The sequence below is a fragment of the Pseudomonas sp. CDFA 610 genome, from assembly GCF_021147865.1.
GTDB classification, from domain to species: Bacteria; Pseudomonadota; Gammaproteobacteria; order Pseudomonadales; family Pseudomonadaceae; genus Aquipseudomonas; species Aquipseudomonas alliivorans.
Genome location: NZ_JAGTPM010000001.1, coordinates 40,494 through 65,308, shown reverse-complemented (window position 1 = coordinate 65,308; position 24,815 = coordinate 40,494). Strand labels below are relative to the sequence as shown.

Here is a 24,815-nt window from a genome sequence, read left to right as displayed (position 1 = left end):
GCAACGCACAGGTTCGTTCATCAGCCCCTGCGTCAGGCGCGTGCGGTGATCTTCCAGGCCCTGTGGATCTTGCTGTTGCGGGCAAAATCCTGGTCGATGGTCTGCGCAGTGATTTCCTCTACCGCGTAGCGCTGCCCGAGGTTTTCATCGAGCACGAACTTGCGGAAGTTGTTGGAGAAATACAGCACGCCGCCCGGTGCCAGACGTGCCATGGCCAGATCGATCAATTCGACCTGATCGCGCTGCACATCGAACACCCCTTCCATGCGCTTGGAGTTGGAGAAGGTCGGCGGGTCGATGAAGATCAGGTCGTATTCTTCGCGGCAGGCCTGCAGCCAGACCGTGACATCGCTCTGTTCCAGACGATTCTTGTCGGAGAAGCCGTTCAGCGACAGGTTGCGGCGTGCCCAGTCCAGATAGGTGCGCGACAGATCGACGCTGGTGGTGCTGCGAGCGCCGCCCTTGGCAGCATGAACGCTGGCGGTTGCGGTGTACGCGAACAGGTTGAGGAAGCGCTTGCCGGCAGCCTCGCGCTGGATACGCATGCGCATCGGGCGGTGATCCAAGAACAGACCGGTGTCCAGGTAATCGGTCAGATTGACCAGCAGCTTGACGCCGCCTTCGCTGACTTCCAGAAACTGACCCTGCGCGCTCTGGCGCTCGTACTGACGGGTGCCGCTCTGACGCTCACGACGCTTGATCACCACGCGGCTCTTGTCGATGTTCAACGCTTGAGGAATGGCAGCCAACGCATCGAACAGACGGGCCGAGGCCTTCTCCGGATCAATGGACTTCGGCGCGGCGTATTCCTGCACATGAACCCAGTCGTGGTAAAGGTCGATGGCCATCGAATACTCGGGCATGTCGGCGTCGTACACGCGATAGCAATCAATGCCTTCACGTCGTACCCATTTGCCCATCAGCTTGAGATTCTTTTGCAGTCGGTTGGCGAACATCTGCCCGCCTTCGCTCAGGCGTGGCTGTTCGACAACCACGGGAGCCGGCTTGATCGGGTTGCCGTTCTTGTTGAATTTTCTTTCGACTTCGACTTCTGCCTCGAACGGCGTTTCGCGCTCGATCTGACGCTGCTCCGGGGTGCGACGCTCGCCGGTCACGAACTGATCCGGCAACACCTTGATCAGCAACAGCTTGCACGGCAGCGCGCCGTTCCAGAACGAATACTGCTTGTGACTGCGGATGCCCATGCGCTTGCCCAGATCCGGCGCGCCAGTGAACACCGCAGCCTCCCAGTTCAGGCATGACTGACGCAGGCGCTCGCCCAGGTTCTGGTAGAGATACAGCAGGCTGGCCTCGTCACCCAGACGCTCACCGTACGGCGGGTTGCAGATGACCAGCCCCTTCTGATTCTGATCCGGACGCGGCTCGAACGTCGCGACTTCGCCCTGGTAGACCTTGATCCAGTCGCTCAGCCCCGCGCGCTCGATGTTGTTGCGGGCAGGCTGTATCAGACGAGGGTCGGCTTCATAGCCGCGGATCCACAACGGCGGTTTGGCGAGGCCTGCCTCGGCACGTGCCAGCGCCTCGTCGTGGAGCTTGCGCCACAGGGCCGGAACATGACCCAGCCAGGCAGAAAAACCCCAGCGCTCGCGCTTGATATTAGGTGCAATGTCGGCGGCTATCAGGCCGGCTTCGACCAGAAACGTACCCACACCACACATCGGGTCAGCCAGCGCGCCACCTTCGGCGGCGATCCTTGGCCAGCCGGCACGCACCAGAATGGCGGCAGCGAGATTTTCCTTGAGGGGAGCAGCACCCTGCTGCAGGCGATAGCCACGCTGGTGCAGACTGTGGCCGGACAGGTCCAGCGACAGAATCGCCTCGCCACGGTCCAGGCGCAGATGCACGCGCAGATCGGGGTTGATCTTGTCTACCGAAGGACGCTCGCCGTCCGGCGTGCGCAATTTGTCGACAATCGCGTCTTTGACCTTCAGCGCACCAAAGTGGGTGTTGTCGATGCCCGACCCGTGACCACTGAATTCGACGGCAATGGTGCCATCCGATTCGAGATGGTCGTGCCATTCGACATCGAGCACACCGTGGTACAGGTCTTCGGCGTCCTTCATCGGGAAGCGCTTGAGCACCAGCAGCACGCGATTGGCCAGGCGGGACCACAGGCACAGCCGGTAGGCGGTTTCCATGTCGGCCGAACCGCGAATGGCTGAAGTGTGTTCGCGGGTATCCTCGAGTCCGAGAGCCGTGGCCTCCTCGGCCAGCAGTCCTTCGAGGCCTTTGGGGCAAGTGAGGAAAAGTTCGTAGCGATCCGACATGTGTATTCCAGGGCCTGAGCCGTCAGCGGCGGGCAACGCATTGCCCGACCAGATTTTAAACAGGCGCCTTTCTTGGAGAACGCCTGCGTGGCACGTTGAATGTGCCGGTCCGCCGCACGAAACCTGCCTTGAGACCAAGGCAGCGTTGAGGCGGCAGTTTTCAATCCATCACGCTCTGCACATAGCTTTCCTATATGAAGAGTGATCATTCAACCCGACGAAGTGGGCAACAAAAAGTCACATCTCGACCCTTCGTCGAATAGACGCTTAAAGCATTCAGCCACTATCCGCACTTGAGACGCGGTCTCAATCCGGTCTGAAACGCCCGCGTCAAAAGGCTTGCGCCAAAAAACGGTGTTGAAACCCGACCACCCTTATCACCCGACCGACCTAAATGTGACGTGCTTATGACAAAACGGTCATTCACAGGGTGCGACGCTTTGGTTAGAAATCATCTCACGTCATCACCGCAATGGTTATGACATCAAGGCCCGCGACGCCGGCAGCGGGTACCAACGGCAGACTTTTCTGCCCGACCTCACCATGAGGTCTCAGGGATATAACAGTCAACAGACGAGGGCAATACCCTATGAGAAGACTTAAGCGTGATCCGTTGGAAAGAGCATTTTTACGCGGATATCAGTACGGCGTTCATGGTAAATCCCGTGAGCTTTGCCCTTTTACTCTACCGTCAGTACGCCAGGCATGGATCAATGGATGGCGAGAAGGACGCGGCGACAACTGGGACGGTATGACCGGCACTGCGGGAATCCACAGACTCAACGAACTTCACGCGGTTGGATAACGCGCCTTTGGAGACACAGGCCCCAACCAGTTCATCAAAGTTTTATTGACTGACATTCGATACCTATACCATGCACGCCCTATCCGGGCGGCGGGCCAAAAGCCCAGGGGCTCCCCAGGAGCCCCTTTTTTTGCCTGCGATTCAGGCCTGCTGACGCGGCATTGCCGCAATCGCATCCACCGATTCGCGAATCAGTGCAGGCCCCTTGTAGATAAAGCCGGAGTAGATCTGCACCAGACTCGCACCCGCCGCGATTTTTTCGGCAGCGTGACGCCCTTCAGTGATACCGCCGGCGGCGATAACAGGAATGCGCCCTGCCAACTCGCCCGCCAGTATCTTCACGGTATGAGTACTTTTCTCACGAACCGGTGCGCCCGACAGACCACCCGCCTCGTCCGCATGCGGCAAGCCTTCGACGCCTTCGCGACCAAGGGTGGTGTTAGTGGCAATGACCGCATCCATACCAGACTCGATAAGGGCCGCCGCGACCAGTACGGTTTCTTCGTCGGTCATGTCCGGGGCAATCTTGATAGCCAGTGGCACGCGCTTGCCATGACGCTGCGTGAGTTCCTGCTGGCGCAGACTCAGGGCCTCGAGCAATTGCTTGAGCGAATCACCGAATTGCAGGCTGCGCAGTCCCGGCGTGTTCGGCGAGCTGACATTGACAGTCACATAGCTGGCGTGGGCATAGACCTTGTCCAGACAGATCAGGTAGTCGTCCACTGCGCGCTCGACCGGGGTGTCGAAATTCTTGCCGATATTGATGCCCAGAATGCCGGTGTACCTGGCGGCCTGCACACGGCTGACCAGATTGTCGACACCCAGGTTGTTGAAGCCCATGCGGTTGATGATGGCTTCTGCGTGGGGCAGACGAAAAATGCGTGGCTTGGGGTTGCCCGGCTGCGGACGCGGCGTCACCGTGCCGATTTCGACGAAGCCAAAGCCCAGTTGCGCGAAGCCGTCGATGGCCGCGCCGTTCTTGTCCAGACCGGCCGCCAGGCCCACGGGATTGGGAAACTCCAGCCCCATGACGGTGACCGGCACCTTGGCCGGTGCCTTGCTCAACAGGCCATTGAGGCCCAGACGCCCACCGGCACCGATCAGGTCCAGCGACAGGTCATGGGAGGTTTCCGGGGAAAGCTTGAACAGTAACTGGCGGGCCAGGTTATACATGGGCGGGCGAGGCTCGTGAGAAGCTGAATTCAGGGGCGCGATTATAGCCGCGTGAATGCATTGCACGCGAGGCATGCGAAAAACTTGTTACGCTGAACCGCCGAGCGCTGGCATATGCCTTGCTTGAATCCATTATCGGCACGCGCTCCAACGAAGGAGCGCTGCCCGGACAACGGCGTCGCTCCGGCACTTGCACCTCGCAAGGGCCGGGCGGCGCCTTTTTTCTGGATGTCCTTGATGAAGCACCTGCCATGAGCGAACGAACAAGCAATGCGCTGGACTGGGTAAACGGCAGCGATGCGCCCGAGATGAACAGTCTGGATGTGGGTTTCATGGCCCTGACCGACTGCGCTTCACTGGTGGTCGCGGCGACCCAGGGTTTTGCCCAGCCTTACGGCCTGACCCTGAACCTAAGACGCCAGACCTCCTGGGCCGGACTGCGTGACAAGCTGGTCAGCGGCCAGTTGCAGGCGGCGCACAGCCTTTATGGGATGATCTACGCCGTCGAGTTGGGTATCGGCGGCGGCCCCACCAGAGATTTGGCGATCCTGATGGGTCTGAACCAGAACGGCCAGTGCATCAACCTGTCGCGCGGCCTGCAGGACAGTGGTGTGATCACTCCTGAAGCACTGGACAAACGCGTGCACCAAAGCGGTCCGAAACTGACCTTCGCCCAGACCTTCCCCACCGGCAACCATGCCATGTGGCTTTATTACTGGCTCGCGAGCCAAGGCATTCATCCGCTGGACGACGTGAACAGCGTGGTGGTGCCGCCGCCGCAGATGGTTCAACACCTGCAGGCCGGCCGTATCGACGGGTTCTGCGTCGGCGAGCCCTGGGCCGCCAGCGCAGTCCGTCAGGAACTGGGCTTCAGCATGGCCACCAGCCAGACCATCTGGCCCGACCATCCGGGCAAGGTTCTGGGGTGCACCCGCGAGTTCGTCGAACAGAACCCCAACACCGCGAGAGCGCTGGTCATGGCCGTGCTGGAGGCGAGCCGCTTCATTGAGCAAAGCGAGCACAATCGACGCAGCACGGCACAACTGCTCAGCGGTGCGGAGTATCTGGACACACCGCTGGACTGCATAGAGCCGCGTCTGCTGGGCAAGTACAGCGACGGCCTCGGCAATCACTGGGAAGACCACCACGCCGTCAGCTTTCATGGTCAGGGCCAGGTCAATTACCCCTGGCTGTCGGACGGGATGTGGTTCATGACCCAGTTCCGCCGCTGGAGCCTGTTACGTGAAGACCCTGATTACCTGGCCGTTGCCGAACGCGTCCAGCAGCTGGAACTGTATCGACAGGCCGCCGAGGCACTAGGCATTGACGTGCCTGACGCTACCTTGCGCAGCAGTCAACTGATCGACGGCAAGGTCTGGGACGGCACTGATCCGGCCTCCTATGCGCGCAGCTTCAAGATCAATGCCTGGGCCGATACCACGCCCGTCGCTGCGCGTCGTTGAAGGAGAACGTGACCATGCTGCGTATCCTGCTGATCAATGACACTGCAAAGAAAGTCGGTCGCTTGAGAACCGCTCTGATCGAGGCCGGCTTCGACGTGATAGACGAGTCCGGTTTCATCATCGACCTGCCGGCACGGGTCGACGCCGTGCGCCCCGACGTGATCCTCATCGATACCGAGTCGCCCGGTCGGGACGTCATGGAACAGGTGGTTCTGGTCAGCCGCGACCAGCCCCGTCCGATCGTGATGTTTACCGATGAGCACGACCCCGGCGTGATGCGTCAGGCGATCAAGTCCGGCGTCAGCGCCTACATCGTCGAAGGCATTCAGGCCCAACGCCTGCAGCCCATCCTTGATGTGGCCATGGCCCGTTTCGAAAGCGATCAGGCCCTGCGTGCGCAACTGCATGCCCGCGACCAGCAGTTGGCCGAGCGCAAGCGCATCGAACTGGCGAAAGGACTGTTGATGAAAATGAAGGACTGTGACGAGGAAGAGGCCTACACCCTGATGCGGCGTCAGGCAATGAGCCGCCAGCAGAAGCTGATTCAGGTGGCCGAGCAGATTATCTCGATGAGTGAGATGCTGGGTTGAACATATCGATCAAGAAAATACTGACGAAACATTAATCGTACGGCTTGCTGGCGATGAGCGATGACGCGGCCTGACTGTTAAACCGCGCCGACGCCATCGCCGACAAGCCGCCTCCCGCAGTTACGGTACCTGCCAGCAGGCCGCATTGCGCAAACGCTCGCCGTTCACGCATGCATCCGGGTTACTGAGTCAGCACCACATTCTTCATCGGCGGTATGTAGCCATAATCGTATGACTCCTGTACGAACGAGCGATCACCCTGCAACAGGATTTTCACAGTAGGCGCCTCAGTGCCACCGATGCGAAAGTCCTGCCCGGTGGTGGGCACGCTGTCGATGAACGATGTCACCAGACCGTTGGGCATCACGCAGTGCGAATAAGTCTGGAACGGCTGCGAAGGCGGATTCCCCAGCACCAGGCCTGAGGCATTCATGGGTCGGTATGGGCCGAACAACTGTTCACTGACAAAACCGTAAACGCCATCAGGGCCGGTTATACCATCGGCATAGGTAAACTTGTGGCTGATCGTGAACAAGTAATACTTATTGTCCTGAAATACATAGTGTGGACGTTCGGTCTGATCATTTACACCGACCGCCGTCACCAGCGGCGGAAGAATTTCCCACTCATCGCCGTTAAGGTCCTTTGCAACGGCCAGGCCAATACAGCCTACTTGAAATCTGGCACCGCCCACATCCTCATGGCCCGGCGGTACAGGCCCTAGTTCTGTCGGCCCTACTGTGTGTGAACCCCGCTCGCCGGCCACATTACCTTCGAACACCATATACAACTTGCCATCATGGGGATCAATGAACGGACTGGGATCACGAAAGTTCCATGTGGAATTCTGGGCTTCGGTCTGATAATAAGTACCGTCGGCCTCGAACAATGTTTTGACTTCCGTGAAGTCCGTCAGGATTACTCCACTGTCAGACGTCACCACTCGGCCACGCACTTTGGCAATGGCGGCGCCCGGCGTCACACAGGTGTAATAAAGATCGATGTCGCCCTTGTCATTGAGCAGAATCGGCGTGCCGGCCCATTCGCGAGTCGTCGGCGAGACACCTTCGGCCATGACACGGCCACCGAAGATCCAGTCCTTGCCGGTACGTGAATACCAGTAGCACATGCGGGCACGACCATGGCGGTCTTCCCAGTCACGTTTGATGTCATAACGGCCGTTGGCGCCCAGATACTGGGGATCGGTCGGGTGCCGGTCGGCCGTGAGCGTCAGGATTACCGACCAGCCGTTGACGGACACTACAGTGCCATCGAGCTCGCGCAGCGGCATGGTGTCCCAGATGAAGACCGTATCACTCATCACCGGAAAGTCGGGACTGACCAGCGGCTGAGTGGTGGTAGGGTCGTTTTCGTTGACCTTGAGCGCATCGGCCCGGGTCCACACGGTAGGCTTGTAAGTAACGTTACTCATGTTGATGTCCTTTATTGACGCCGGACAGGGCCGGCGCATAGATGAAGACAAGGCAGCATGCAAACTTATTACATCGCTGAAGTGCGTTTTTTGAACCCTGCGATGACGGCATTCATTGATTATGAAAGACCGAAACAGCAGAGAAAATGACGGGAGGCACTTGGGCACTCGCCGATTGATTTCAATAAGCCACTTTCTTATTGAAAGCTGGCCTATTGCACATGAATTGCCCTCTCGAGAGGCGCCGTGTCATGCACGACGAACAGGATCCTCTCAGAGACAGATGCGAAAGTAAATTAAATATTCCCTACCGTTAAGCAACCGCCTGTTTTTCAAAACAAACATGAAGCATTATTAATACTGGGTTTCGTTCAGCATTGACTTCAACCCATAAAGATATCAAAACACTGTCACCCTGCTTTAATTAAACCGTCTTGATAGTGGCCCTTGTTATTGGAAAAAGGGTTGATATTTCACAACGCTACTACTGCAAAATTGCAGAATCCGCGCTCTGCGCTCATCGCTGTAAACCAGTCCGCGTCAACCCGGGGCGGTTTCGGGAAAAGTGCCCCGCACTTTTTTGCGGCGTCGGGCACCATCAGTGCCCGGTTCAAGGTCATCGGGAATCAGCAGCCGCACACTGGATCTACCCGGCCTGTCACGTTGCAGCGCGCCGTCTAAAGGCCGCGGCCAAACGCTTATGACGAAAACCGCATCTGGCCCGCCTCTTGCTTCAGCACCCTGCAGGTAGCCAACGGCGGTTACCACCACTCACGACAAAGACGTCGCTCATCTCTTTCGCTCATGCGGACAGAGAGGCGACGTTTTTTGCGTTTGGCCCCGGCGATGGGGCCGGTGGAGTCGCCGGCATTCGGAACACTCCGCCACAGCGTCTGAAATTCTCCACGTCGAGGGCACGAACCCCGACTGACCTACTAGCAGATGATGAGGTGTGCCAATGGATACAAGCTTCTGGAAGGCCGGTCACAGACCGACCCTGTTCGCTGCCTTTCTCTACTTCGACCTGAGCTTCATGGTCTGGTATCTGCTGGGCCCGATGGCCGTACAGATCGCCACCGACCTGCACCTGACCACTCAACAACGCGGCCTGATGGTCGCCACGCCGATTCTGGCCGGGGCGATCCTGCGATTCTTCATGGGTCTGCTGGCCGATCAACTGTCGCCCAAGACCGCAGGCATCATCGGCCAGGCCATTGTGATCGGCGCCCTGCTGACCGCCTGGCAACTGGGCATTCACAGCTATGAACAGGTTCTGCTGCTGGGCGTGTTCCTGGGGATGGCGGGCGCATCGTTCGCCGTCGCATTGCCACTGGCGTCGCAATGGTATCCGCCACAGCATCAAGGCAAGGCCATGGGCATCGCCGGTGCCGGCAACTCGGGCACCGTACTCGCCGCACTGATCGCGCCGGTTCTTGCTGCCAGCTTTGGCTGGGGCAATGTGTTCGGCCTGGCGCTGATTCCGCTGGTACTGACCCTGATTGCCTTCACGCTGATGGCGCGCAATGCACCTGAGCGCAGCAAGCCCAAATCCACCGCCGACTATCTCAAGGCGCTGGGCGACCGGGATAGCTGGTGGTTCATGTTTTTCTACAGCGTGACCTTCGGCGGCTTCATCGGCCTGGCCAGCGCCCTGCCCGGCTACTTCAACGACCAGTACGGTCTGAGCCCGATTACCGCAGGCTATTACACTGCAGCCTGCGTATTCGGTGGCAGCCTGATGCGTCCATTGGGTGGCGCACTGGCGGACCGCTTCGGCGGCATCCGCACGCTGACCGCCATGTATGCAGTGGCGGCTATCGGCATCGCTGCGGTGGGCTTCAACCTGCCAAGCTCGTGGGCTGCACTAGCATTGTTCGTCGCCGCCATGCTGGGCCTCGGGGCTGGCAACGGCGCAGTCTTCCAACTGGTACCGCAGCGCTTTCGCAAGGAAATCGGCGTCATGACAGGCCTGATCGGCATGGCGGGGGGCATCGGCGGTTTCCTGCTGGCCGCAGGTCTTGGCAGCATCAAGCAGAACACCGGCGACTATCAGTTGGGCCTGTGGCTGTTCGCAAGCCTGGCCGTGCTCGCCTGGTTCGGTCTGATGAACGTCAAGCGCCGCTGGAGGACCACTTGGGGTTCGGCGGCAGTGACCGCAGCACGGGTATGATCGGTCGATGACGCTGCAACTGCGCTTTGCCGAGTTCAGCGCCAGCGGCCCGCGACCAGAGAATCAGGACGCCCTGCGTCTGGTGACGCCGGTCGCAGCACTGGCGGCCAGCAAGGGTTATCTGTTCGCCCTGGCCGACGGTGTCAGCCAGTGTGCCGATGGCGCGCTGGCTGCGCAGTCGACCTTGCAGGCGTTGGCGCTGGATTATTACTCGACACCGGAGACCTGGGGCGTGGCCCAGTCTCTGGATCGTCTGTTACTGGCTCAGAACCGCTGGCTGCTGGCCAACGGCCTGCTTACCACGCTGAGTGCGCTGGTCCTGCGCGGCAGACGTTTCACCCTCGCCCACGTCGGAGATTGTCGCGCCTATCGCTGGCAAAGCGGCAAGCTCAAACGCATCAGTGAAGATCATGTCTGGGAACAGGCCGACATGCAGCACGTGCTCAAGCGTGCGCTGGGGCTGGATCAATACGTGGTCATGGACTATCTGGAGGGCGAACTCTGTGAAGGCGAGCGCCTGCTGCTGGTCAGCGACGGTATCTGGGCGACACTGGGCGATGCCAGCATTCGCTCGATCCTGACCGAGCAGGAAGACCTCGACTCGGCGGTCAGAACCCTGGTCAGCGCCGCGCATCTGGCGGGTAGTCAGGACAATGCCAGCGCCCTGCTCATCCAGATCGACGGCCTGGGTGAGGATGATCTCGGGGATGCGCTTCTGCAATTGCAGCAATGGCCGTTACCACCAGCACTCAAACCCGGCCAGGTGTTTGAAAGCTGGATCGTCGGCAATGTGCTTGCCCAGTCGCGGCAATCCATTCTGTACCGCGCGCACGACGCTCACGGGCTGCCGTGGCTGATCAAGACCCTGCCGTCTGCCCGGCATGATGAGCCGGGCGCAGGTCAGGGCCTGCTGTTGGAGGAATGGTTTCTGCGCAGGGTCGCCGGGCGCTTCTTTCCGGAAATCCATCCGCTGCCCGAGCGCCAGCATCTGTATTACGTCATGCGCGAATATTCAGGCCGCACACTCGCCCATCTCTTCTCCCTGAGCGGACCGCTGCCGCTGGCGCAGTGGCAGGATCTGGCCACTCGTCTGCTACGGGCCACGGGCTTGCTGCATCGACGCAATATCATCCATCGCGACATCAAGCCCGAAAACCTCCTGTTGGGCGACGACGGCGAATTGCGCCTGCTGGATTTCGGCCTGGCGTTCTGTCCCGGCCTGTCTGCGGTCAATGCCGAGGACTTGCCGGGCACGCCGAGCTTCATTGCGCCCGAGGCCTTCAACGGTGCCGAGCCCGATCCGCAACAGGATCTGTACGCCGTCGGTATCACGCTTTATTACCTGCTGACCGGCCACTATCCGCATGGCGAAATCGAGGCCTTTCAACACCGCCGCTTCGGCACGCCGATTCCCGCCAGCCGCTACCGGCCTGACTTGCCGCTCTGGCTGAGCCAGAGCCTGGACAAGGCCGTGCAGGCCAATCCCGCCCAGCGCTATGAAACCGCCGAGCAGTGGCAACTGGAACTTGAACAGGCCGAACAACGCCCGGTAGTGGCCCGACCCAGGCCATTGCTGGAACGTGAACCGCTGATGGTGTGGCGCACGCTGGCGCTGGTTTCGTTACTGATCAATCTGGTCGGCCTGATCTGGCTGATGAGCCGCCACTGATTCTTCGGTGCCACACGAGTCACTCCATCGCCCCGCTTCTGTGCAGCCCGCCTCAACGCAGTGCAAGGACTTCCCCGTCGTTGATCTGAAACCCTGCATTCAGGGCTCGACAGGAGTTGGCACAAGCACTGCATGGTCTCTTTCAGAAGTTTCATAACGCGCCGCCCTCAACGATGAAGGCAGTGCTTCCCGAGAGAACGGGACCGGACAAAGGCGTCCTCGTCAGGCAACTGACGGGACGCCTTTTTTTGTTTGCGCGCAATTTGTCGAGCGCACCCTGACGGTGACTCGGAGGCAAGATGAAAAAACTCAAACTGGTGATGATCGGCAATGGAATGGCCGGCGTACGCACACTCGAAGAGTTGCTCAAATTGAGCGAAGACCTGTACGACATCACGGTTTTCGGCGCCGAACCACACCCCAACTACAACCGCATCCTGCTCTCGCCGGTACTGGCGGGCGAGCAGACGTTCGAAGAGATCGTACTCAACGACCTGGCCTGGTACGAAAACAACGGCATCCAGCTGCTGCTGAACCGGCGCGTGGTCAGGATTGATCGCATCAGGCGCCTGGTGATTGCGGACGATGGCACCCAGGCCCATTACGATCGTCTGCTGATCGCTACCGGTTCGAGCCCGTTCATTCTGCCAATTCCCGGCAACATGCTAGATGGCGTGATCGGCTACCGCGACATCGGCCATACCCAAGAAATGATCGACACCGCCGCCACGCACAAACGCGCAGTGGTCATCGGTGGCGGGCTGCTGGGCCTGGAAGCGGCAAATGGTCTGAGCATGCGCGGTATGCAGGTCACGGTGGTCCACAACGGGCAGACGCTGCTGGAACGTCAACTGGACAAGACCAGCGGCCTGATGCTTCAGGCTGCGCTTGAACAGCGCGGCCTGAGCTTTCGCCTCAACGAGCAGACCGAGGCGTTGCTCGGCGACGATCAAGGGCGCGTGCAAGCGGTGCGTTTCAAGAACGGCGACGTCATCGCTGCCGACCTGGTGGTCATGGCGGCCGGCATTCGTCCCAACACCGAACTGGCCGAACAGGCGGGTCTGCCTTGCAGCCGAGGCATTCTGGTCAACGACACGCTGCAGACTTACGACCCACGCATCTACGCTATCGGCGAGTGCGTCAGCCATCGAGGCATCGCCTACGGGCTGGTGGCGCCACTGTTCGAACAGGCCAGGGTCTGCGCCAATCATCTCGCGCAACTGGGCTTCGCGCGCTATCCGGGCTCCGTGACGTCGACCAAACTGAAGGTGACAGGCATCGACCTCTTTTCCGCTGGCGACTTTCTGGGTGGCGAAGGTACGGAAAGCATCACCCTGTCCGACCCCATCAGCGGCATCTATAAAAAACTGGTCATCAAGAATGACGTGCTGGTGGGCGCGTGCCTGTATGGCGACACGGCCGATGGCAGCTGGTACTTGAAACAGATTCGCGAGGGTCAGGGCATCGATGCCATTCGTAACCACCTGATGTTCGGCGAGCCCGCCCGGACCGAGGCGGCGTGCGCATGACCCGCCTGGCGATCCCGACCACTCAAATCACGGCATCCACATGCTGCTACTGCGGCGTAGGTTGCGGCGTGCTGATCGAGCACGACGGGCATAACATTCTGGGCGTCAGCGGCGACCCGCAACACCCGGCCAACTTCGGCAAGCTGTGCAGCAAAGGCTCGAGCCTGCACCTGACCGGTGACATCGACGCGCGCGCACTTTTCCCGGAACTGCGCCTGAGTAAAAGTCTGGCCCGCAGTGTCACCGATTGGGACACGGCGCTGGAACATGCTGCCAATGTATTCGCCGACAGCATCCGCGAGCATGGCCCGGACAGCGTGGCGTTCTATATTTCCGGCCAGTTGCTGACCGAGGATTATTACGCCTTCAACAAACTGGCCCGCGCCCTGATAGGCACCAACAACATCGACAGTAACTCGCGGCTGTGCATGTCATCGGCCGTTGCAGGCTACAAACGCAGCCTCGGTGCCGACGCCCCGCCCTGCAGTTACGAAGACATCGAGCTGAGCGATTGCGTGATGATCGTCGGCAGCAACATGGCCTACGCCCACCCGATTCTGTTTCGTCGTCTGGAAGAAGCAAAAAGCCGACGACCCGCGATGAAGCTCATCGTCATCGATCCCCGACGCACCGATACCTGTGAACTGGCCGACATGCATCTGGCCATTCAGCCCGGCACCGATGTGGCCTTGTTTCACGGCATCCTCCATGTGCTGATCTCTCAAGGTCTTGTCGATCAGGCCTTCATCGCTGCACATACTCAGGGCTACGACGACCTCGAAATACTGACACGCGATTACCCGCCAGAGCACGTGGCCTCGCTGTGCGGCATCGAGGTCGAACAGTTGCTGACCTGCGCCCGGTGGATCGGCGAGACGCCCAGCTTCCTGTCGCTGTGGTGCATGGGTCTGAACCAGTCCACAGCGGGCAGCGCCAAGAACAGCGCGCTGATCAATATTCACCTTGCGACCGGCCAGATCGGCCGCGTCGGTACCGGACCGTTCTCGCTCACTGGCCAGCCAAATGCGATGGGGGGCCGTGAAACCGGCAGCCTGTCCAACCTGCTGCCAGGTCACCGCGAAGCCAGCAACCCGGAACATCGTGCTGAAGTGGCCGAATACTGGGGCGTCGATCAATTGCCCGCCAGCCCCGGCCTGTCCGCCATCGAGCTGTTCGAACAGATGCAGAGCGGCAAGATCAAGGCGCTGTGGATTGCCTGCACCAACCCTGCGCAATCATTGCCGGACCAGAACCGGATCAAAGCCGCGCTCGAGATGTGTCCGTTCGTAGTGTTGCAAGAAGCGTTCAAGACCACTGAAACAGCGCACTTTGCCGACCTGCTGTTGCCCGCTGCCAGTTGGGGCGAAAAGGAAGGCACTGTGACCAACTCCGAACGCCGCATTTCCAATGTGCGAAAGGCCATTCAGGCACCCGGCCAGGCACGTCCCGATTGGGCAATCACGGTGGACTTCGCCCGGCGCCTGCAACATCGGCTGCAGCCCGAAGCGCCCGCCCTGTTCGACTTCGAGAATCCGGCCGCATTGTTCGATGAATTCAAAGGCCTGACCACCGGACGCGACCTGGACATGTCCGGTATCGACCGGGCGCTGATCGACCGTCTGGGTCCACAGCAATGGCCATTCCCGGCGGGTGCCCGTACCGGTACGCCGCGTCTTTACACCGATGGCGTCTTTGCTTCCCCATCCGGCCGTGCGCAGTTCCTGAGCGAGCCGTATGTGGCCGCCAGGGAACTGCGCGATACTGAATTTCCGCTGACGCTCAACACCGGTCGCCTGCGAGACCAATGGCACGGCATGAGCCGCACCGGAACCGCCGCCCGCCTGTTCGGTCACGTCAGCGAGGCAGTCCTGAGCCTGCATCCGCAAGACCTGCACCTGCATGCATTACAGGCCGGCGACCTGATCAAGCTGGTCAGCCGTCGCGGCGAACTGTATTTGCCTGTGAGCAGCGATGACAGCGTACGTCCCGGACAGGCATTCCTGCCCATGCACTGGGGGGATCGCTTCCTCAAGGGTGGCGTGAACGTCGTGACTCAGCCAGCATTCGATCCAATTTCGAAACAGCCGGAACTCAAGCATTCCGGCGTCAGAATTGAAAAGGCCGATCTGCCGTGGCAATTCTTTGCACTGGTCGAAGGCAATGTGCAGCAGCAATGGGAGCGTCTGCGCAGACTGTGCGAGGCGTTCACTTACGTGAGTCTCGGCCTCGTCGGTCGCGAGCGCCCGGCGCTGGTGCTTCGTGCCGCGCACACTGTCGCGCCGGATGCGAGCCTGCTGCACGAGATCGACGTGTTGCTCAGTGTTGATCAAGGTCCCGTACTGGCTTACGACGACCCCAAGCGCTCCATCGGCAAGCGGGTAAGGATCGACAACGGTCGTATTACCGCCATCCGCCTGGCCGGCGAAACCCTGGCCCAGCATTGGTTACAGACGCTGTGGCTTGAAGAACGTATCGATCCACCCTTGCGCCGCTGGCTGCTCGCACCGTTGAGCAGCCAACCCGGCAAAGACGACGCCGGGCCACGCGACAAGACGTTGTGCAACTGCATGAACGTCAGGCAGAGCGCTGTGTTGAAAGGCATCGAGGATGGCCTGGACCTGAACCAACTGAAGAAACAATTGGGCTGCGGGACAATGTGCGGATCCTGCGTACCGGAAATAAAAAGACTGATCAACACCGTGATGGTCACTGAATGAGGAACACAGCATGAACGCAAAAGTCTGGCTGGTGGGCGCAGGCCCGGGTGATCCTGAATTGCTGACGCTCAAGGCCGTGCGGGCCTTGGGTGAAGCGGATGTGGTGCTGATCGATGATCTGGTCAACCCTGCCGTGCTTGAACACTGCCCCGCCGCACGGGTCATCCCTGTCGGCAAGCGCGGCGGCTGTCGCTCGACTCCCCAGGCCTTCATCCATCGTCTGATGCTGCGCTATGTACGACAGGGCAAATGCGTGGTCCGCCTCAAAGGCGGAGACCCTTGCATCTTCGGTCGCGGCGGCGAGGAAGCGGACTGGTTGCAGGAACGCGGCGTGACTGTCGAACTGGTCAATGGCATCACCGCGGGTCTGGCGGGCGCGACGCAATGCGGTATCTCGCTGACACTGCGTGGAATCAGCCGCGGTGTGACACTCGTCACCGCCCACACGCAGGATGACAGCAGTCTCAACTGGCAGGCACTGGCGCAAAGCGGCACGACACTGGTGGTGTACATGGGTGTGGCGAAGCTGCCACAGATTCATGAGAACCTGCTGGCCGGGGGAATGAGTCCGGACATGCCGGTGGCAATGATCGAGAACGCGTCCCTGCCAACGCAGCGTGAATGCCGCAGCACACTTGCGAACATGCAACAGGATGCACAGGCGTTTGAATTGAAGAGTCCTGCCATTCTGGTGATTGGCGCAGTCGCGGCGGGAGGTCAGGAAGTGCTGAATCGGACATCGCTGAACCCGCTTCACCAGCAGGCTGGCTGACGCTCACGTATATTGCCTACGCGCCAACATGCCATGCACGCTCAAATCGCAGACAAAGAAAAGCCCGGCCTGAGCCGGGCTTTTCAGTACAAGCGGCTAATTACTTAGCTTGAGCTTCTACTTCTGCTTCTACGCGACGGTTAACTGCGCGGCCAGACTCAGTTGCGTTGTCAGCAACTGGACGGGATTCGCCGTAACCAACCGAGTTTACGCGGCTAGCACCAACGCCATACTGGTTGACCAGAACTTGCTTAACGGCGTTTGCACGACGCTCGGACAGCTTCTGGTTGTAAGCGTCAGGACCGACGGAGTCAGTGTGACCTTCAACAGTGGTGGTGGTTTGTGGGTACTGCTGCATGAAGTCAGCGAGGTTCTTGATGTCGCCGTAGCTGCTAGGCTTGACTACGGATTTGTCGAAATCGAACTTCACGTCCAGCTCAACACGAACCACTTCAGCAACGGCTGGGCAGCCATCAGCGTCAACAGTTACGTTTGCAGGGGTGTCTGGGCACTTGTCAACGTTGTCGCAAACGCCATCGTTGTCGCTGTCGGAGCACACTTCAGCTACTGGAGCTGGTGCTGCTTCAACTTTCTTGCTGCCGCCACCGAAGTTAACGCCGATACCGACGCTTGGCGCCCACTCGGTGTTGCCTTGGTCGATGTTGTACTGAGCTTCAACGCCTGCACGGGCATAGAAGTTGTCAGTGAAGTACAGCTTGGCGCCGCCGCCGATGTTGGCGAAGGTGGAGCCGTCACGGCCGCCACGAGCGTCCTGGCCAATGCTCTGGTCAGAGAAACCGGCAGACAGGTATGGACGCAGCATGTCGCCCGGGTTGTTGAAGTGGTACAGAGCGTCCAGGGCGGTGTTGGAGCCCTTGATGTTCTTGCCGCTGTCGCTACGGACGTTGTGAACTTCGTCGTAGCCCAGACGCAGTTCAACGTCATCGGTCAGGAAGTAGCCAACGGAGCCGCCGAACAGGTTGCCGTCGTTTTTGAAGTTACGATCGCTGTCGTAATATTCTTTCTTGGCGAAGCCTTCGATTTCGACCGCGCCTTGGCCTTGTGCCAGAGCGCCGAAAGAAGTTGCGGCAACAATAGTACCAATGGCCAAGCCCAAGGTGTTTTTCAGTTTCATCCGTTAAATCCCCATCTGATGATTGTAAAGCAGTCCCGCATAACTGGGGACAACTCGTCGGCAAGTCTACCAGACCTTGCCAGTTCGTTAGAGATATTTGCTCGCCGTTAAGTTTCGACGATACCTGCAAATTTCTCACGTAATTTATCAAGCGCCCGCTTGTAACGCATTTTCGTTGCGCTCAAGCCCATGTGCATGATGTCTGCGATCTCCTGGAACTCGAGTTCTGCGACGAATCGCAGCACCAGAATCTCCCGATCGATCGGGTTCACATGCACAAGCCAGCGATCGAGACCGCCCCGCTCTTCAGGTTTTGGCGTCTTTTCTTCTGACGCTTCCTCAAGCGGATCCAGGCTCAAAGCGTCCATCAAGCGACGCTTACGCCGTTCCTTTCTGTATTGAGTGATGCATTCGTTATACGTGATGCTGTAGAGCCAGGTCTTGAATTTCGATTTACCCTCGAAATTCTTCAAGCCATACAACACCTTAAGCATCACCTCCTGACAGACATCGTCAGCGTCGCGATCGTTCCCCAAATAACGTGCACAGACGTTAAAAAGTGTTCGCTGATAGCGACGCATCAATTCTTCATACGCCCGTGTCACATTGAACAGCTCGACATGGGCGCGTGCAACCAGCTCCTCATCCGAGAGCTCGTGTGGATCGTAGCGCGTTGAAAGCGGTTGAGGTTTATTCAAAACGAGTCTTGCCGACAGTCAGGTCAATGTCCGCCACAGCCTTTTCCGGCAACTTGGCGGCATAGATTAGCAGGTTAGCCGCTTAACGGCTGCTTACTCTCTGATCGAGAAGGATCCGGTTGGAAAAAGAAACCAGCTCCCCCTCATCTGTCAGCAGGGTCGTCTTGACCGTACCGATTTCCTCTATCTGCCCCTCAGTATCGCCTATCTGCACCTGCTGGCCTACCTGATAGAGTTCACGCACATAAATTCCGGCGATGATCTGACCCGCAATTTCGCGACTTCCCAGGCCCAACGCCAGGGCCACCGCCAGACCAACGGTCAGCAGGGCAATCACGATCACGTGATTCAGCAGGTCGGTTTTGACCTCCAGCTGGCTGATCGCGACAGAAATACTGATGATAATAACCAGGCCTTGGGCAATTCTTCCAAGACCGGCAGAGTAATCGATGCCGACGCCTTCAGCCGCACCGCGGACCAGGCCATTGACCAGTTGCGCCAGCAATACACCTACCAGTAGCACCAGCGCCGCGCCGAACACCTTGGGAAGGTACAGCGCCAGCATGTCGAGCGTGGCAGACACCCGTTGCAGGCCCAGCGACTCGGCAGCGGACACCAGAAAAATCAACAACACGAACCAGTAAACGATCCTGCCGATCAATGTGGAGATCGGCACCTTGACGCCGGCACGCCCCATGATCTTGGTCAGCCCGGTGCCGCCGACCAGGCGATCCAGCCCAAGCTTGGCAAGCAGCTTGGACAGCAGCGCATCAAGCAGCTTGGCTACGGCAAAGCCGAGCACCACCACGACGAGCGCGCCAAACAGGTTAGGGATGAAGTTTGCAACTTTGGTCCACAATGCAGTCATTGCAGCAAGAAGACTCTGCGTCCAGAGGTTCAATTCCATGCTCAATCAGCCTTATCGGTAGAACGCGCACCGGCTCTGGTGCGACGGGAAACGGGAGCGACATGGGCGGAACCGTTGTTGAGCGCGATCATCATCGCCTCGGACCAACGGCCCAGCAGCCCGAACAACACACCGGCACCTACCTGGCGGTTGGCGGTTTTCAGGACTCGCCCCAGACATGCATCGTCGTCCCGGCTGGAGGATGACGAATTAAGCATGTCACGTAAAGATTCTTCAAACGGATCGTGCATCAGGCACCTCACGCAATGTAAGTCAAAGACGTGACGCTTTGCAGGTGAGTCACAAACGCTTCATGAAAAAACATATAAGTATAAGCCTTATACCCAACGCAACCGTCTGAACAGCCACCACTGCCCCGCCGCCACCGCGACGATCAGGCTGCACGCGACCAGAAAACCATAGGGATTTTCCGCCCCGGGAATGCCCCCGACGTTGATGCCCAGCAGACCGGTCAGAAAACTCATGGGCAGGAAGATACCGGTGATGATGCCGAAGCGGTACATGGTGCGATTCATGTGCTCGCGCAGACGCCGGTCTTCGGACTCAAGCAGCAGCCCGACTCGCTCTCGTGTCAGTTCAAGCTCTTCCAGGTAACGGGTCAGGCTGTTGTTCAACTCGTTCCAGTAGTCGGCATCTTCATTGTCGAACCAGGTCAGTTTGATGCGCGAAAGCTGGCCATATATATCGCGTTGAGGCCCCAGAAAACGCCTGAGACCTGCCGCACGACGGCGGATGTGCAGCAACTTGCCATGCTCTGGGCTGTACCGTTCGTCGGCGTCGGTCTTTTCCTCTTCCTCATCAACCGATTCAGTCAGCTCGCCGACCAGATCCTGAACCTTGTCAGTCAGGTATTGAGCCAGATAAAGAATCAGTTCCGACGCCGTTTTGGGGCCTTTGGACTGGCCGAGCAGCTCGATCAGCTCTTCGGTGGCACGAAGGGGCCGCAGTCGCAACGAGATCACCCGCTGCGCTGCCGCGAAAATCCGCACCGAAACCATGTCTTCAGGCTCGGCACCGGGATTGAGGTTCACACCGCGCAGAAACAGCAGCAGTTCCTCATCGGGCAGCGCCAGCAGACGCGGCCGGGTATTTTCTTCAAGCAGCAGATCGCAGGCGAACTCGCTCAGGCCGCTGGCGGTGCGTAACCATGTCTGGGTCTGCGGATGACTGCGATCCCAATGCAGCCACAGGCTTTCCTGCGGCTGCAACTCAAGGTCCTGAAGCTCGGTACGAGCGATGAAACGCGCCCCACCCTTACCATCCAATACGAGGGCATGAACCAGCCCCCACTGCGCGTTTGCTTCATCGAACATTGAGACGTCGCTTATTCCGGCATGGTCAGGGGAGAAGGAGAAATGATCACGCCGTTGTTGTCGGCATAAAGGTAATCGCCCGGCTTGAAGGTCACACCGCCGAAGGTCACCGGCACATTCAGCTCACCGACACCACGCTTCTCGCTTTTCTTCGGATGGCTGGCCAGCGCCTGCACGCCCAGATCTGTCTGAGCCAGCATGTCCACGTCGCGGACGCAGCCGTAGATCAAAACGCCTTCCCAGCCATTTTTCGAAGCCTGCTCGGCGACCATGTCACCCAGCATTGCGCAACGCAGCGAGCCGCCACCGTCGACCACCAGCACCTTGCCCTTGCCGTCCAGCGCAATCTGCTCCTTGACCAGCGAGTTGTCTTCGAAACACTTGAGGGTAACGATCTTGCCGCCAAACGAGTCGCGTCCACCGAAATTGCTGAACATCGGTTCGACCACCTGTATCAGGTCCGGATAAGCGTCACACAGATCGGGGGTGAGGTAGTGCATGAGGTCAACTCCTGTCATTGAGGCATGGGCTCAAGAATGGTGCAGATTCAGCGTGCTGCGCAGTGCAATGTCTTTATAGCGACTTTAACCGCTAACTGCCTACTGCCACCTGAAACTCGGCTGTCTGTTCAGCAGACCGCTCGCGCAGCCAATCGATCACTCGAGGCCACACCTGTTGCTGCGCGCCCTTGCTGACCAGCATCTGCACATGGCCGAAATCTTCGTTGAACCCATGCTCGCGGCCCAGGCAGAGAAACTGCTTGAGTTCGCTGCCTACCTGATCGAACAGCATCCGACAGGCCCACACCGGATCTTGGTGATCGCCCACTGCAGCCACCGCCAGTAACGGAACCTGAACGGCTTTCAAGCCTGCCCACCAGTCGCCGTGACGATCACCGAAGCGACCGAACAGACCGTGCCAGCGCATGCTTTCCAGCAATATCCCCATGGGCTCGTCCTCCGGCCCGCGCTTGAAACGCGGACCGGACACGTGCTCGAAGCGTTTGAGCAGAAGACGACTGGACCATTGCAACGGCGGAATCTTCAACGGCCAGTAAGTGCGACTGATCTGGCTGCCGAACAACGCTACCGACGCTGCGCTCTCGACGCTGAGGTATTCGCCCCCCAACGCGGCGGCCAATGTGGTGCCGCCCAGCGAATGACCGATCCAGTGGGGTACCTGCCCGCTTTGTTCCTGCACGAAGGCAGCGATTGCAGGCACGTCATAGCGGGCATAGTCGGCTACGCAATTGGCGCGATAGTTCTGATTACGTGCCGACAGGCCATGCCCACGCATTTCGGGAATCCAGACGTCATAACCGGCACGCGCCAGAAACGGTCCCAGACCGATACCCTTGGGCGAATACCAGAATCTGCGATTTGAAAAACTGCCGTGTATCAGGATAACCGGAATACCCCGTCCATGAGCCTGATCGACCAGGCCCAGGCGGGTCACGGCCAGTTCGACGCTCGCGTCAGGACTGTTGGCAGGTTTGAGACGGTAGACGTCCTCGACCAGATCGCCGCGACGCTCGGCACTGATCAAGGCAACGGGAAATAGATGGCTGCTGCTTTGCATATTGCTCTTTTCGGAAATTCAAAGGCATCGGGTCGCCTCTGACAGACTGTATGAAAAACTGCATATCGATGCGCCCTGCGGCGCATAAAAAAGGCGGTCTCCGAAAAAACCGCCTCTTTTTGATGAAATCCTGAACCACAAGACGGCTCAGGACTTTTTCGCGTCACATCAGACCGGCGCTTGCGCCTCGGCCAGGAAGAACCAGGTCTCCAGCACCGAATCGGGGTTGAGCGAGACACTCTCGATGCCCTGATCCATCAGCCAGCGCGCCAGATCCGGGTGATCGGAAGGTCCCTGACCGCAGATGCCGATGTACTTGCCAGCCTTGTTGCAAGCCTGGATGGCGTTGGACAGCAGCTTCTTGACCGCAGGGTTGCGCTCGTCGAACAGGTGAGCGATGACGCCGGAATCACGATCCAGGCCCAGCGTCAGCTGAGTCAGGTCGTTGGAGCCGATGGAGAAGCCGTCGAAGTACTCGAGGAACTCTTCAGCCAGAATCGCGTTGGAAGGCAGCTCGCACATCATGATGATGCGCAGACCGTTCTCACCGCGCTTCAGGCCGTTGGCCGCCAGCAGCTCGATGACCTGACTCGCTTCGCCCAGGGTGCGCACGAACGGCACCATGATCTCGACGTTGGTCAGGCCCATGTCCTCACGCACACGCTTGAGGGCGCGGCATTCCAGTTCGAAACAGTCGCGGAAATTCTCGCTGATGTAGCGCGATGCACCACGGAAGCCCAGCATCGGGTTTTCTTCTTCCGGTTCGTACAGTTTGCCGCCGATCAGGTTGGCGTATTCGTTGGACTTGAAGTCCGACAGACGCACGATGACCTTCTTCGGCGTAAACGCGGCGGCCAGCGTGCTGATGCCCTCGACCAGCTTCTCGACATAGAAACCGACCGGATCGTCGTAGCCGGCGATGCGTTTGTCGACGCTGTCCTTGATTTCCGGCGGCAACAGCGAGTAATTCAGCAGCGCCTTGGGGTGCACGCCGATCATTCGGTTGATGATGAACTCCAGACGCGCCAGGCCGACACCGGCGTTGGGCAACTGGGCGAAATCGAACGCACGGTCGGGATTACCGACGTTCATCATGATCTTGAACGGCAGCTCGGGCATGGCATCGACCGAGTTGGTCTTGATGTCGAAACCCAATTCGCCCTCGAAGATGTAACCGGTGTCGCCTTCAGCGCAGGAAACGGTCACGCCCTGCCCGTCCTGCAACAACTGGGTGGCGTTGCCGCAACCTACAACAGCGGGGATGCCCAGCTCGCGGGCGATGATTGCCGCGTGGCAGGTACGACCGCCACGGTTGGTGACGATGGCGCTGGCGCGCTTCATGACCGGCTCCCAGTCCGGGTCGGTCATGTCGGAGACCAGCACGTCGCCGGCCTGGACCTTGTCCATCTCGGACACGTCTTTGATGATCCGCACCTTGCCCGCGCCGATGCGCTGACCAATGGCACGACCTTCGACCAGCACCTTGCCGGTCTCCTTGAGCAGATAACGCTCCATGACGTTGGCCGACGCCCGGCTTTTCACGGTTTCAGGACGAGCCTGAACAATGTAAAGCTTGCCGTCGTCACCGTCCTTGGCCCATTCGATGTCCATCGGGCACTTGTAGTGCTTCTCGATGATCATCGCCTGTTTGGCCAGTTCGGACACTTCGGCATCGGTCAGGCAGAAACGCGCACGGTCGGCAGGCTCGACGTCAATGACCTTGACCGAACGACCGGCCTTGGCTTCTTCGCCGTAAATCATCTTGATGGCCTTGCTGCCCAGATTGCGACGCAGGATCGCAGGACGGCCAGCGGCCAGAGTATCTTTGTGTACGTAGAATTCGTCAGGGTTGACCGCGCCCTGCACAACCGTTTCACCCAGGCCGTAGGCGCCGGTGATGAACACCACGTCGCGAAAGCCGGATTCGGTGTCGAGGGTAAACATCACACCTGCAGTACCGGTTTCGGAACGCACCATGCGCTGCACGCCGGCTGAAAGCGCCACCAGCTTGTGATCGAAGCCTTGATGCACGCGGTAGGAAATGGCGCGGTCGTTGAACAGCGAGGCGAACACTTCCTTGGCCGCGCGAATAACGTTCTCGACGCCGCGAATATTCAGGAAGGTTTCCTGCTGGCCTGCGAAGGAGGCATCAGGCAGGTCTTCGGCGGTGGCGGAAGAACGCACGGCAACGGCCAGATTCGGATTGCCTGCCGACAGCGCGGCGAATGCAGTGCGAATCTCGGCGTTGAGCTTCTCGGGGAATTCGGCTTCCATGATCCACTGACGAATCTGCGCGCCTGTTCTGGCCAGGGCGTTGACATCGTCGACATCAAGAGCATCCAGAGCTGCATGGATCTGATCGTTCAGACCGCTGAGCTCGAGAAAATCACGGTAGGCCTGGGCCGTAGTCGCGAAACCACCGGGCACTGATACACCAGCGCCTGCGAGGTTACTGATCATTTCGCCGAGGGATGCGTTCTTGCCTCCCACATGCTCCACATCATGGACGCCGAGCTTATCGAGGGAAACTACGTACTCTACCAAGGTGATCTCTC

General features: G+C 59.3%; 18 protein-coding genes and 1 pseudogene. 8 read left to right on the top strand and 11 right to left on the bottom strand.

Annotated elements, in window-relative coordinates:
* Nucleotides 1-32: 32 nt before the first annotated feature.
* Nucleotides 33-2,288 (bottom strand): bifunctional 23S rRNA (guanine(2069)-N(7))-methyltransferase RlmK/23S rRNA (guanine(2445)-N(2))-methyltransferase RlmL, encoded by a 2,256-nt coding sequence (rlmKL, locus tag KDX39_RS00285; protein WP_231658788.1) that lies wholly within the window; start codon nucleotides 2,286-2,288, stop codon nucleotides 33-35.
* A 589-nt stretch (nucleotides 2,289-2,877) separates the two neighbouring features.
* On the opposite strand from rlmKL, the gene rmf reads away from it, so the two are divergent.
* Nucleotides 2,878-3,093 carry a ribosome modulation factor gene (gene rmf / locus KDX39_RS00280; protein WP_002553055.1) on the top strand — a complete coding sequence of 72 codons (216 nt, stop codon included), beginning with the start codon at nucleotides 2,878-2,880 and terminating at the stop codon, nucleotides 3,091-3,093.
* 141 nt (nucleotides 3,094-3,234) lie between these two features.
* Here the strand turns inward: rmf and KDX39_RS00275 are convergent, their stop codons facing one another.
* On the bottom strand, nucleotides 3,235-4,266 hold the full coding sequence (locus KDX39_RS00275; RefSeq protein ID WP_231658787.1) for a quinone-dependent dihydroorotate dehydrogenase: 1,032 nt from the start codon (nucleotides 4,264-4,266) through the stop codon (nucleotides 3,235-3,237).
* A gap of 251 nt (nucleotides 4,267-4,517) precedes the next feature.
* Between KDX39_RS00275 and KDX39_RS00270 the strand changes: the two genes are divergently transcribed.
* The gene (locus tag KDX39_RS00270) at nucleotides 4,518-5,729 is read left to right on the top strand and encodes a CmpA/NrtA family ABC transporter substrate-binding protein (RefSeq protein ID WP_231659341.1); all 1,212 of its coding nucleotides are present in this window, start codon (nucleotides 4,518-4,520) and stop codon (nucleotides 5,727-5,729) included.
* Nucleotides 5,730-5,743: 14 nt separating this feature from the next.
* Entirely contained in the window at nucleotides 5,744-6,319 is a 576-nt protein-coding gene (locus tag KDX39_RS00265) for an ANTAR domain-containing response regulator (RefSeq protein ID WP_231658786.1), read from the top strand.
* 181 nt (nucleotides 6,320-6,500) lie between these two features.
* On the opposite strand, the gene KDX39_RS00260 is transcribed toward KDX39_RS00265, so the two are convergent.
* Entirely contained in the window at nucleotides 6,501-7,751 is a 1,251-nt protein-coding gene (locus KDX39_RS00260; RefSeq protein WP_099227370.1) for a glycoside hydrolase family 68 protein, read from the bottom strand.
* Between the two features lie 958 nt (nucleotides 7,752-8,709).
* Here KDX39_RS00260 and KDX39_RS00255 point away from each other — a divergent pair.
* The 5 genes and pseudogenes from KDX39_RS00255 (at nucleotide 8,710) to cobA (ending at nucleotide 16,608) form a co-directional block, all read left to right on the top strand.
* Complete coding sequence (locus KDX39_RS00255; RefSeq protein ID WP_099227369.1) at nucleotides 8,710-9,921, top strand: nitrate/nitrite transporter; 1,212 nt, start codon at nucleotides 8,710-8,712, stop codon at nucleotides 9,919-9,921.
* Between the two features lie 7 nt (nucleotides 9,922-9,928).
* A complete protein-coding gene (locus KDX39_RS00250; RefSeq protein WP_231658785.1) occupies nucleotides 9,929-11,590 on the top strand; it encodes a bifunctional protein-serine/threonine kinase/phosphatase in 1,662 nt (553 codons plus the stop codon).
* Nucleotides 11,591-11,889: 299 nt separating this feature from the next.
* Nucleotides 11,890-13,095: pseudogene (locus KDX39_RS00245) on the top strand (NAD(P)/FAD-dependent oxidoreductase); the annotation flags it as partial.
* Nucleotides 13,096-13,115: 20 nt separating this feature from the next.
* Entirely contained in the window at nucleotides 13,116-15,836 is a 2,721-nt protein-coding gene (locus KDX39_RS00240) for a nitrate reductase (protein WP_231658784.1), read from the top strand.
* A gap of 10 nt (nucleotides 15,837-15,846) precedes the next feature.
* Nucleotides 15,847-16,608, top strand: a complete 762-nt coding sequence (gene cobA, locus KDX39_RS00235; RefSeq protein ID WP_231658783.1) for a uroporphyrinogen-III C-methyltransferase — start codon at nucleotides 15,847-15,849, stop codon at nucleotides 16,606-16,608.
* Nucleotides 16,609-16,708: 100 nt separating this feature from the next.
* Here the strand turns inward: cobA and KDX39_RS00230 are convergent, their stop codons facing one another.
* The 8 genes from KDX39_RS00230 to ppsA all read right to left on the bottom strand — a co-directional run bounded on the left by KDX39_RS00230 (nucleotide 16,709) and on the right by ppsA (nucleotide 24,804).
* Nucleotides 16,709-17,743 (bottom strand): OmpA family protein, encoded by a 1,035-nt coding sequence (locus KDX39_RS00230; RefSeq protein ID WP_099227364.1) that lies wholly within the window; start codon nucleotides 17,741-17,743, stop codon nucleotides 16,709-16,711.
* 107 nt (nucleotides 17,744-17,850) lie between these two features.
* Entirely contained in the window at nucleotides 17,851-18,441 is a 591-nt protein-coding gene (sigX, locus tag KDX39_RS00225) for an RNA polymerase sigma factor SigX (RefSeq protein ID WP_004885689.1), read from the bottom strand.
* Between the two features lie 82 nt (nucleotides 18,442-18,523).
* On the bottom strand, nucleotides 18,524-19,348 hold the full coding sequence (locus tag KDX39_RS00220) for a mechanosensitive ion channel family protein (protein ID WP_004885692.1): 825 nt from the start codon (nucleotides 19,346-19,348) through the stop codon (nucleotides 18,524-18,526).
* 2 nt (nucleotides 19,349-19,350) lie between these two features.
* The gene (locus KDX39_RS00215; protein WP_231658782.1) at nucleotides 19,351-19,599 is read right to left on the bottom strand and encodes a CrfX protein; all 249 of its coding nucleotides are present in this window, start codon (nucleotides 19,597-19,599) and stop codon (nucleotides 19,351-19,353) included.
* An 87-nt stretch (nucleotides 19,600-19,686) separates the two neighbouring features.
* Complete coding sequence (locus KDX39_RS00210; RefSeq protein WP_099227362.1) at nucleotides 19,687-20,682, bottom strand: zinc transporter ZntB; 996 nt, start codon at nucleotides 20,680-20,682, stop codon at nucleotides 19,687-19,689.
* An 11-nt stretch (nucleotides 20,683-20,693) separates the two neighbouring features.
* Nucleotides 20,694-21,182: a ribonuclease E activity regulator RraA gene (gene rraA, locus KDX39_RS00205; protein WP_099227361.1), complete on the bottom strand. Its 489-nt coding sequence runs from the start codon at nucleotides 21,180-21,182 to the stop codon at nucleotides 20,694-20,696.
* Between the two features lie 91 nt (nucleotides 21,183-21,273).
* Entirely contained in the window at nucleotides 21,274-22,260 is a 987-nt protein-coding gene (locus tag KDX39_RS00200; RefSeq protein WP_231658781.1) for an alpha/beta fold hydrolase, read from the bottom strand.
* 168 nt (nucleotides 22,261-22,428) lie between these two features.
* The gene (gene ppsA, locus KDX39_RS00195; protein WP_210042434.1) at nucleotides 22,429-24,804 is read right to left on the bottom strand and encodes a phosphoenolpyruvate synthase; all 2,376 of its coding nucleotides are present in this window, start codon (nucleotides 24,802-24,804) and stop codon (nucleotides 22,429-22,431) included.
* Between the last annotated feature and the right edge of the window lie 11 nt (nucleotides 24,805-24,815).

Coding starts and splice junctions, on each gene's coding strand:
- KDX39_RS00250 (WP_231658785.1), top strand. CDS start 9,929: ATGACGCTGCAACTGCGCTTTGCCGAGTTCAGCGCCAGCGGCCCGCGA.
- rraA (WP_099227361.1), bottom strand. CDS start 21,182: ATGCACTACCTCACCCCCGATCTGTGTGACGCTTATCCGGACCTGATA.
- KDX39_RS00275 (WP_231658787.1), bottom strand. CDS start 4,266: ATGTATAACCTGGCCCGCCAGTTACTGTTCAAGCTTTCCCCGGAAACC.
- KDX39_RS00215 (WP_231658782.1), bottom strand. CDS start 19,599: ATGCACGATCCGTTTGAAGAATCTTTACGTGACATGCTTAATTCGTCA.
- cobA (WP_231658783.1), top strand. CDS start 15,847: ATGAACGCAAAAGTCTGGCTGGTGGGCGCAGGCCCGGGTGATCCTGAA.
- KDX39_RS00220 (WP_004885692.1), bottom strand. CDS start 19,348: ATGGAATTGAACCTCTGGACGCAGAGTCTTCTTGCTGCAATGACTGCA.
- rlmKL (WP_231658788.1), bottom strand. CDS start 2,288: ATGTCGGATCGCTACGAACTTTTCCTCACTTGCCCCAAAGGCCTCGAA.
- KDX39_RS00255 (WP_099227369.1), top strand. CDS start 8,710: ATGGATACAAGCTTCTGGAAGGCCGGTCACAGACCGACCCTGTTCGCT.
- KDX39_RS00265 (WP_231658786.1), top strand. CDS start 5,744: ATGCTGCGTATCCTGCTGATCAATGACACTGCAAAGAAAGTCGGTCGC.
- KDX39_RS00210 (WP_099227362.1), bottom strand. CDS start 20,682: ATGTTCGATGAAGCAAACGCGCAGTGGGGGCTGGTTCATGCCCTCGTA.
- KDX39_RS00230 (WP_099227364.1), bottom strand. CDS start 17,743: ATGAAACTGAAAAACACCTTGGGCTTGGCCATTGGTACTATTGTTGCC.
- rmf (WP_002553055.1), top strand. CDS start 2,878: ATGAGAAGACTTAAGCGTGATCCGTTGGAAAGAGCATTTTTACGCGGA.
- KDX39_RS00200 (WP_231658781.1), bottom strand. CDS start 22,260: ATGCAAAGCAGCAGCCATCTATTTCCCGTTGCCTTGATCAGTGCCGAG.
- KDX39_RS00240 (WP_231658784.1), top strand. CDS start 13,116: ATGACCCGCCTGGCGATCCCGACCACTCAAATCACGGCATCCACATGC.
- KDX39_RS00270 (WP_231659341.1), top strand. CDS start 4,518: ATGAGCGAACGAACAAGCAATGCGCTGGACTGGGTAAACGGCAGCGAT.
- KDX39_RS00260 (WP_099227370.1), bottom strand. CDS start 7,751: ATGAGTAACGTTACTTACAAGCCTACCGTGTGGACCCGGGCCGATGCG.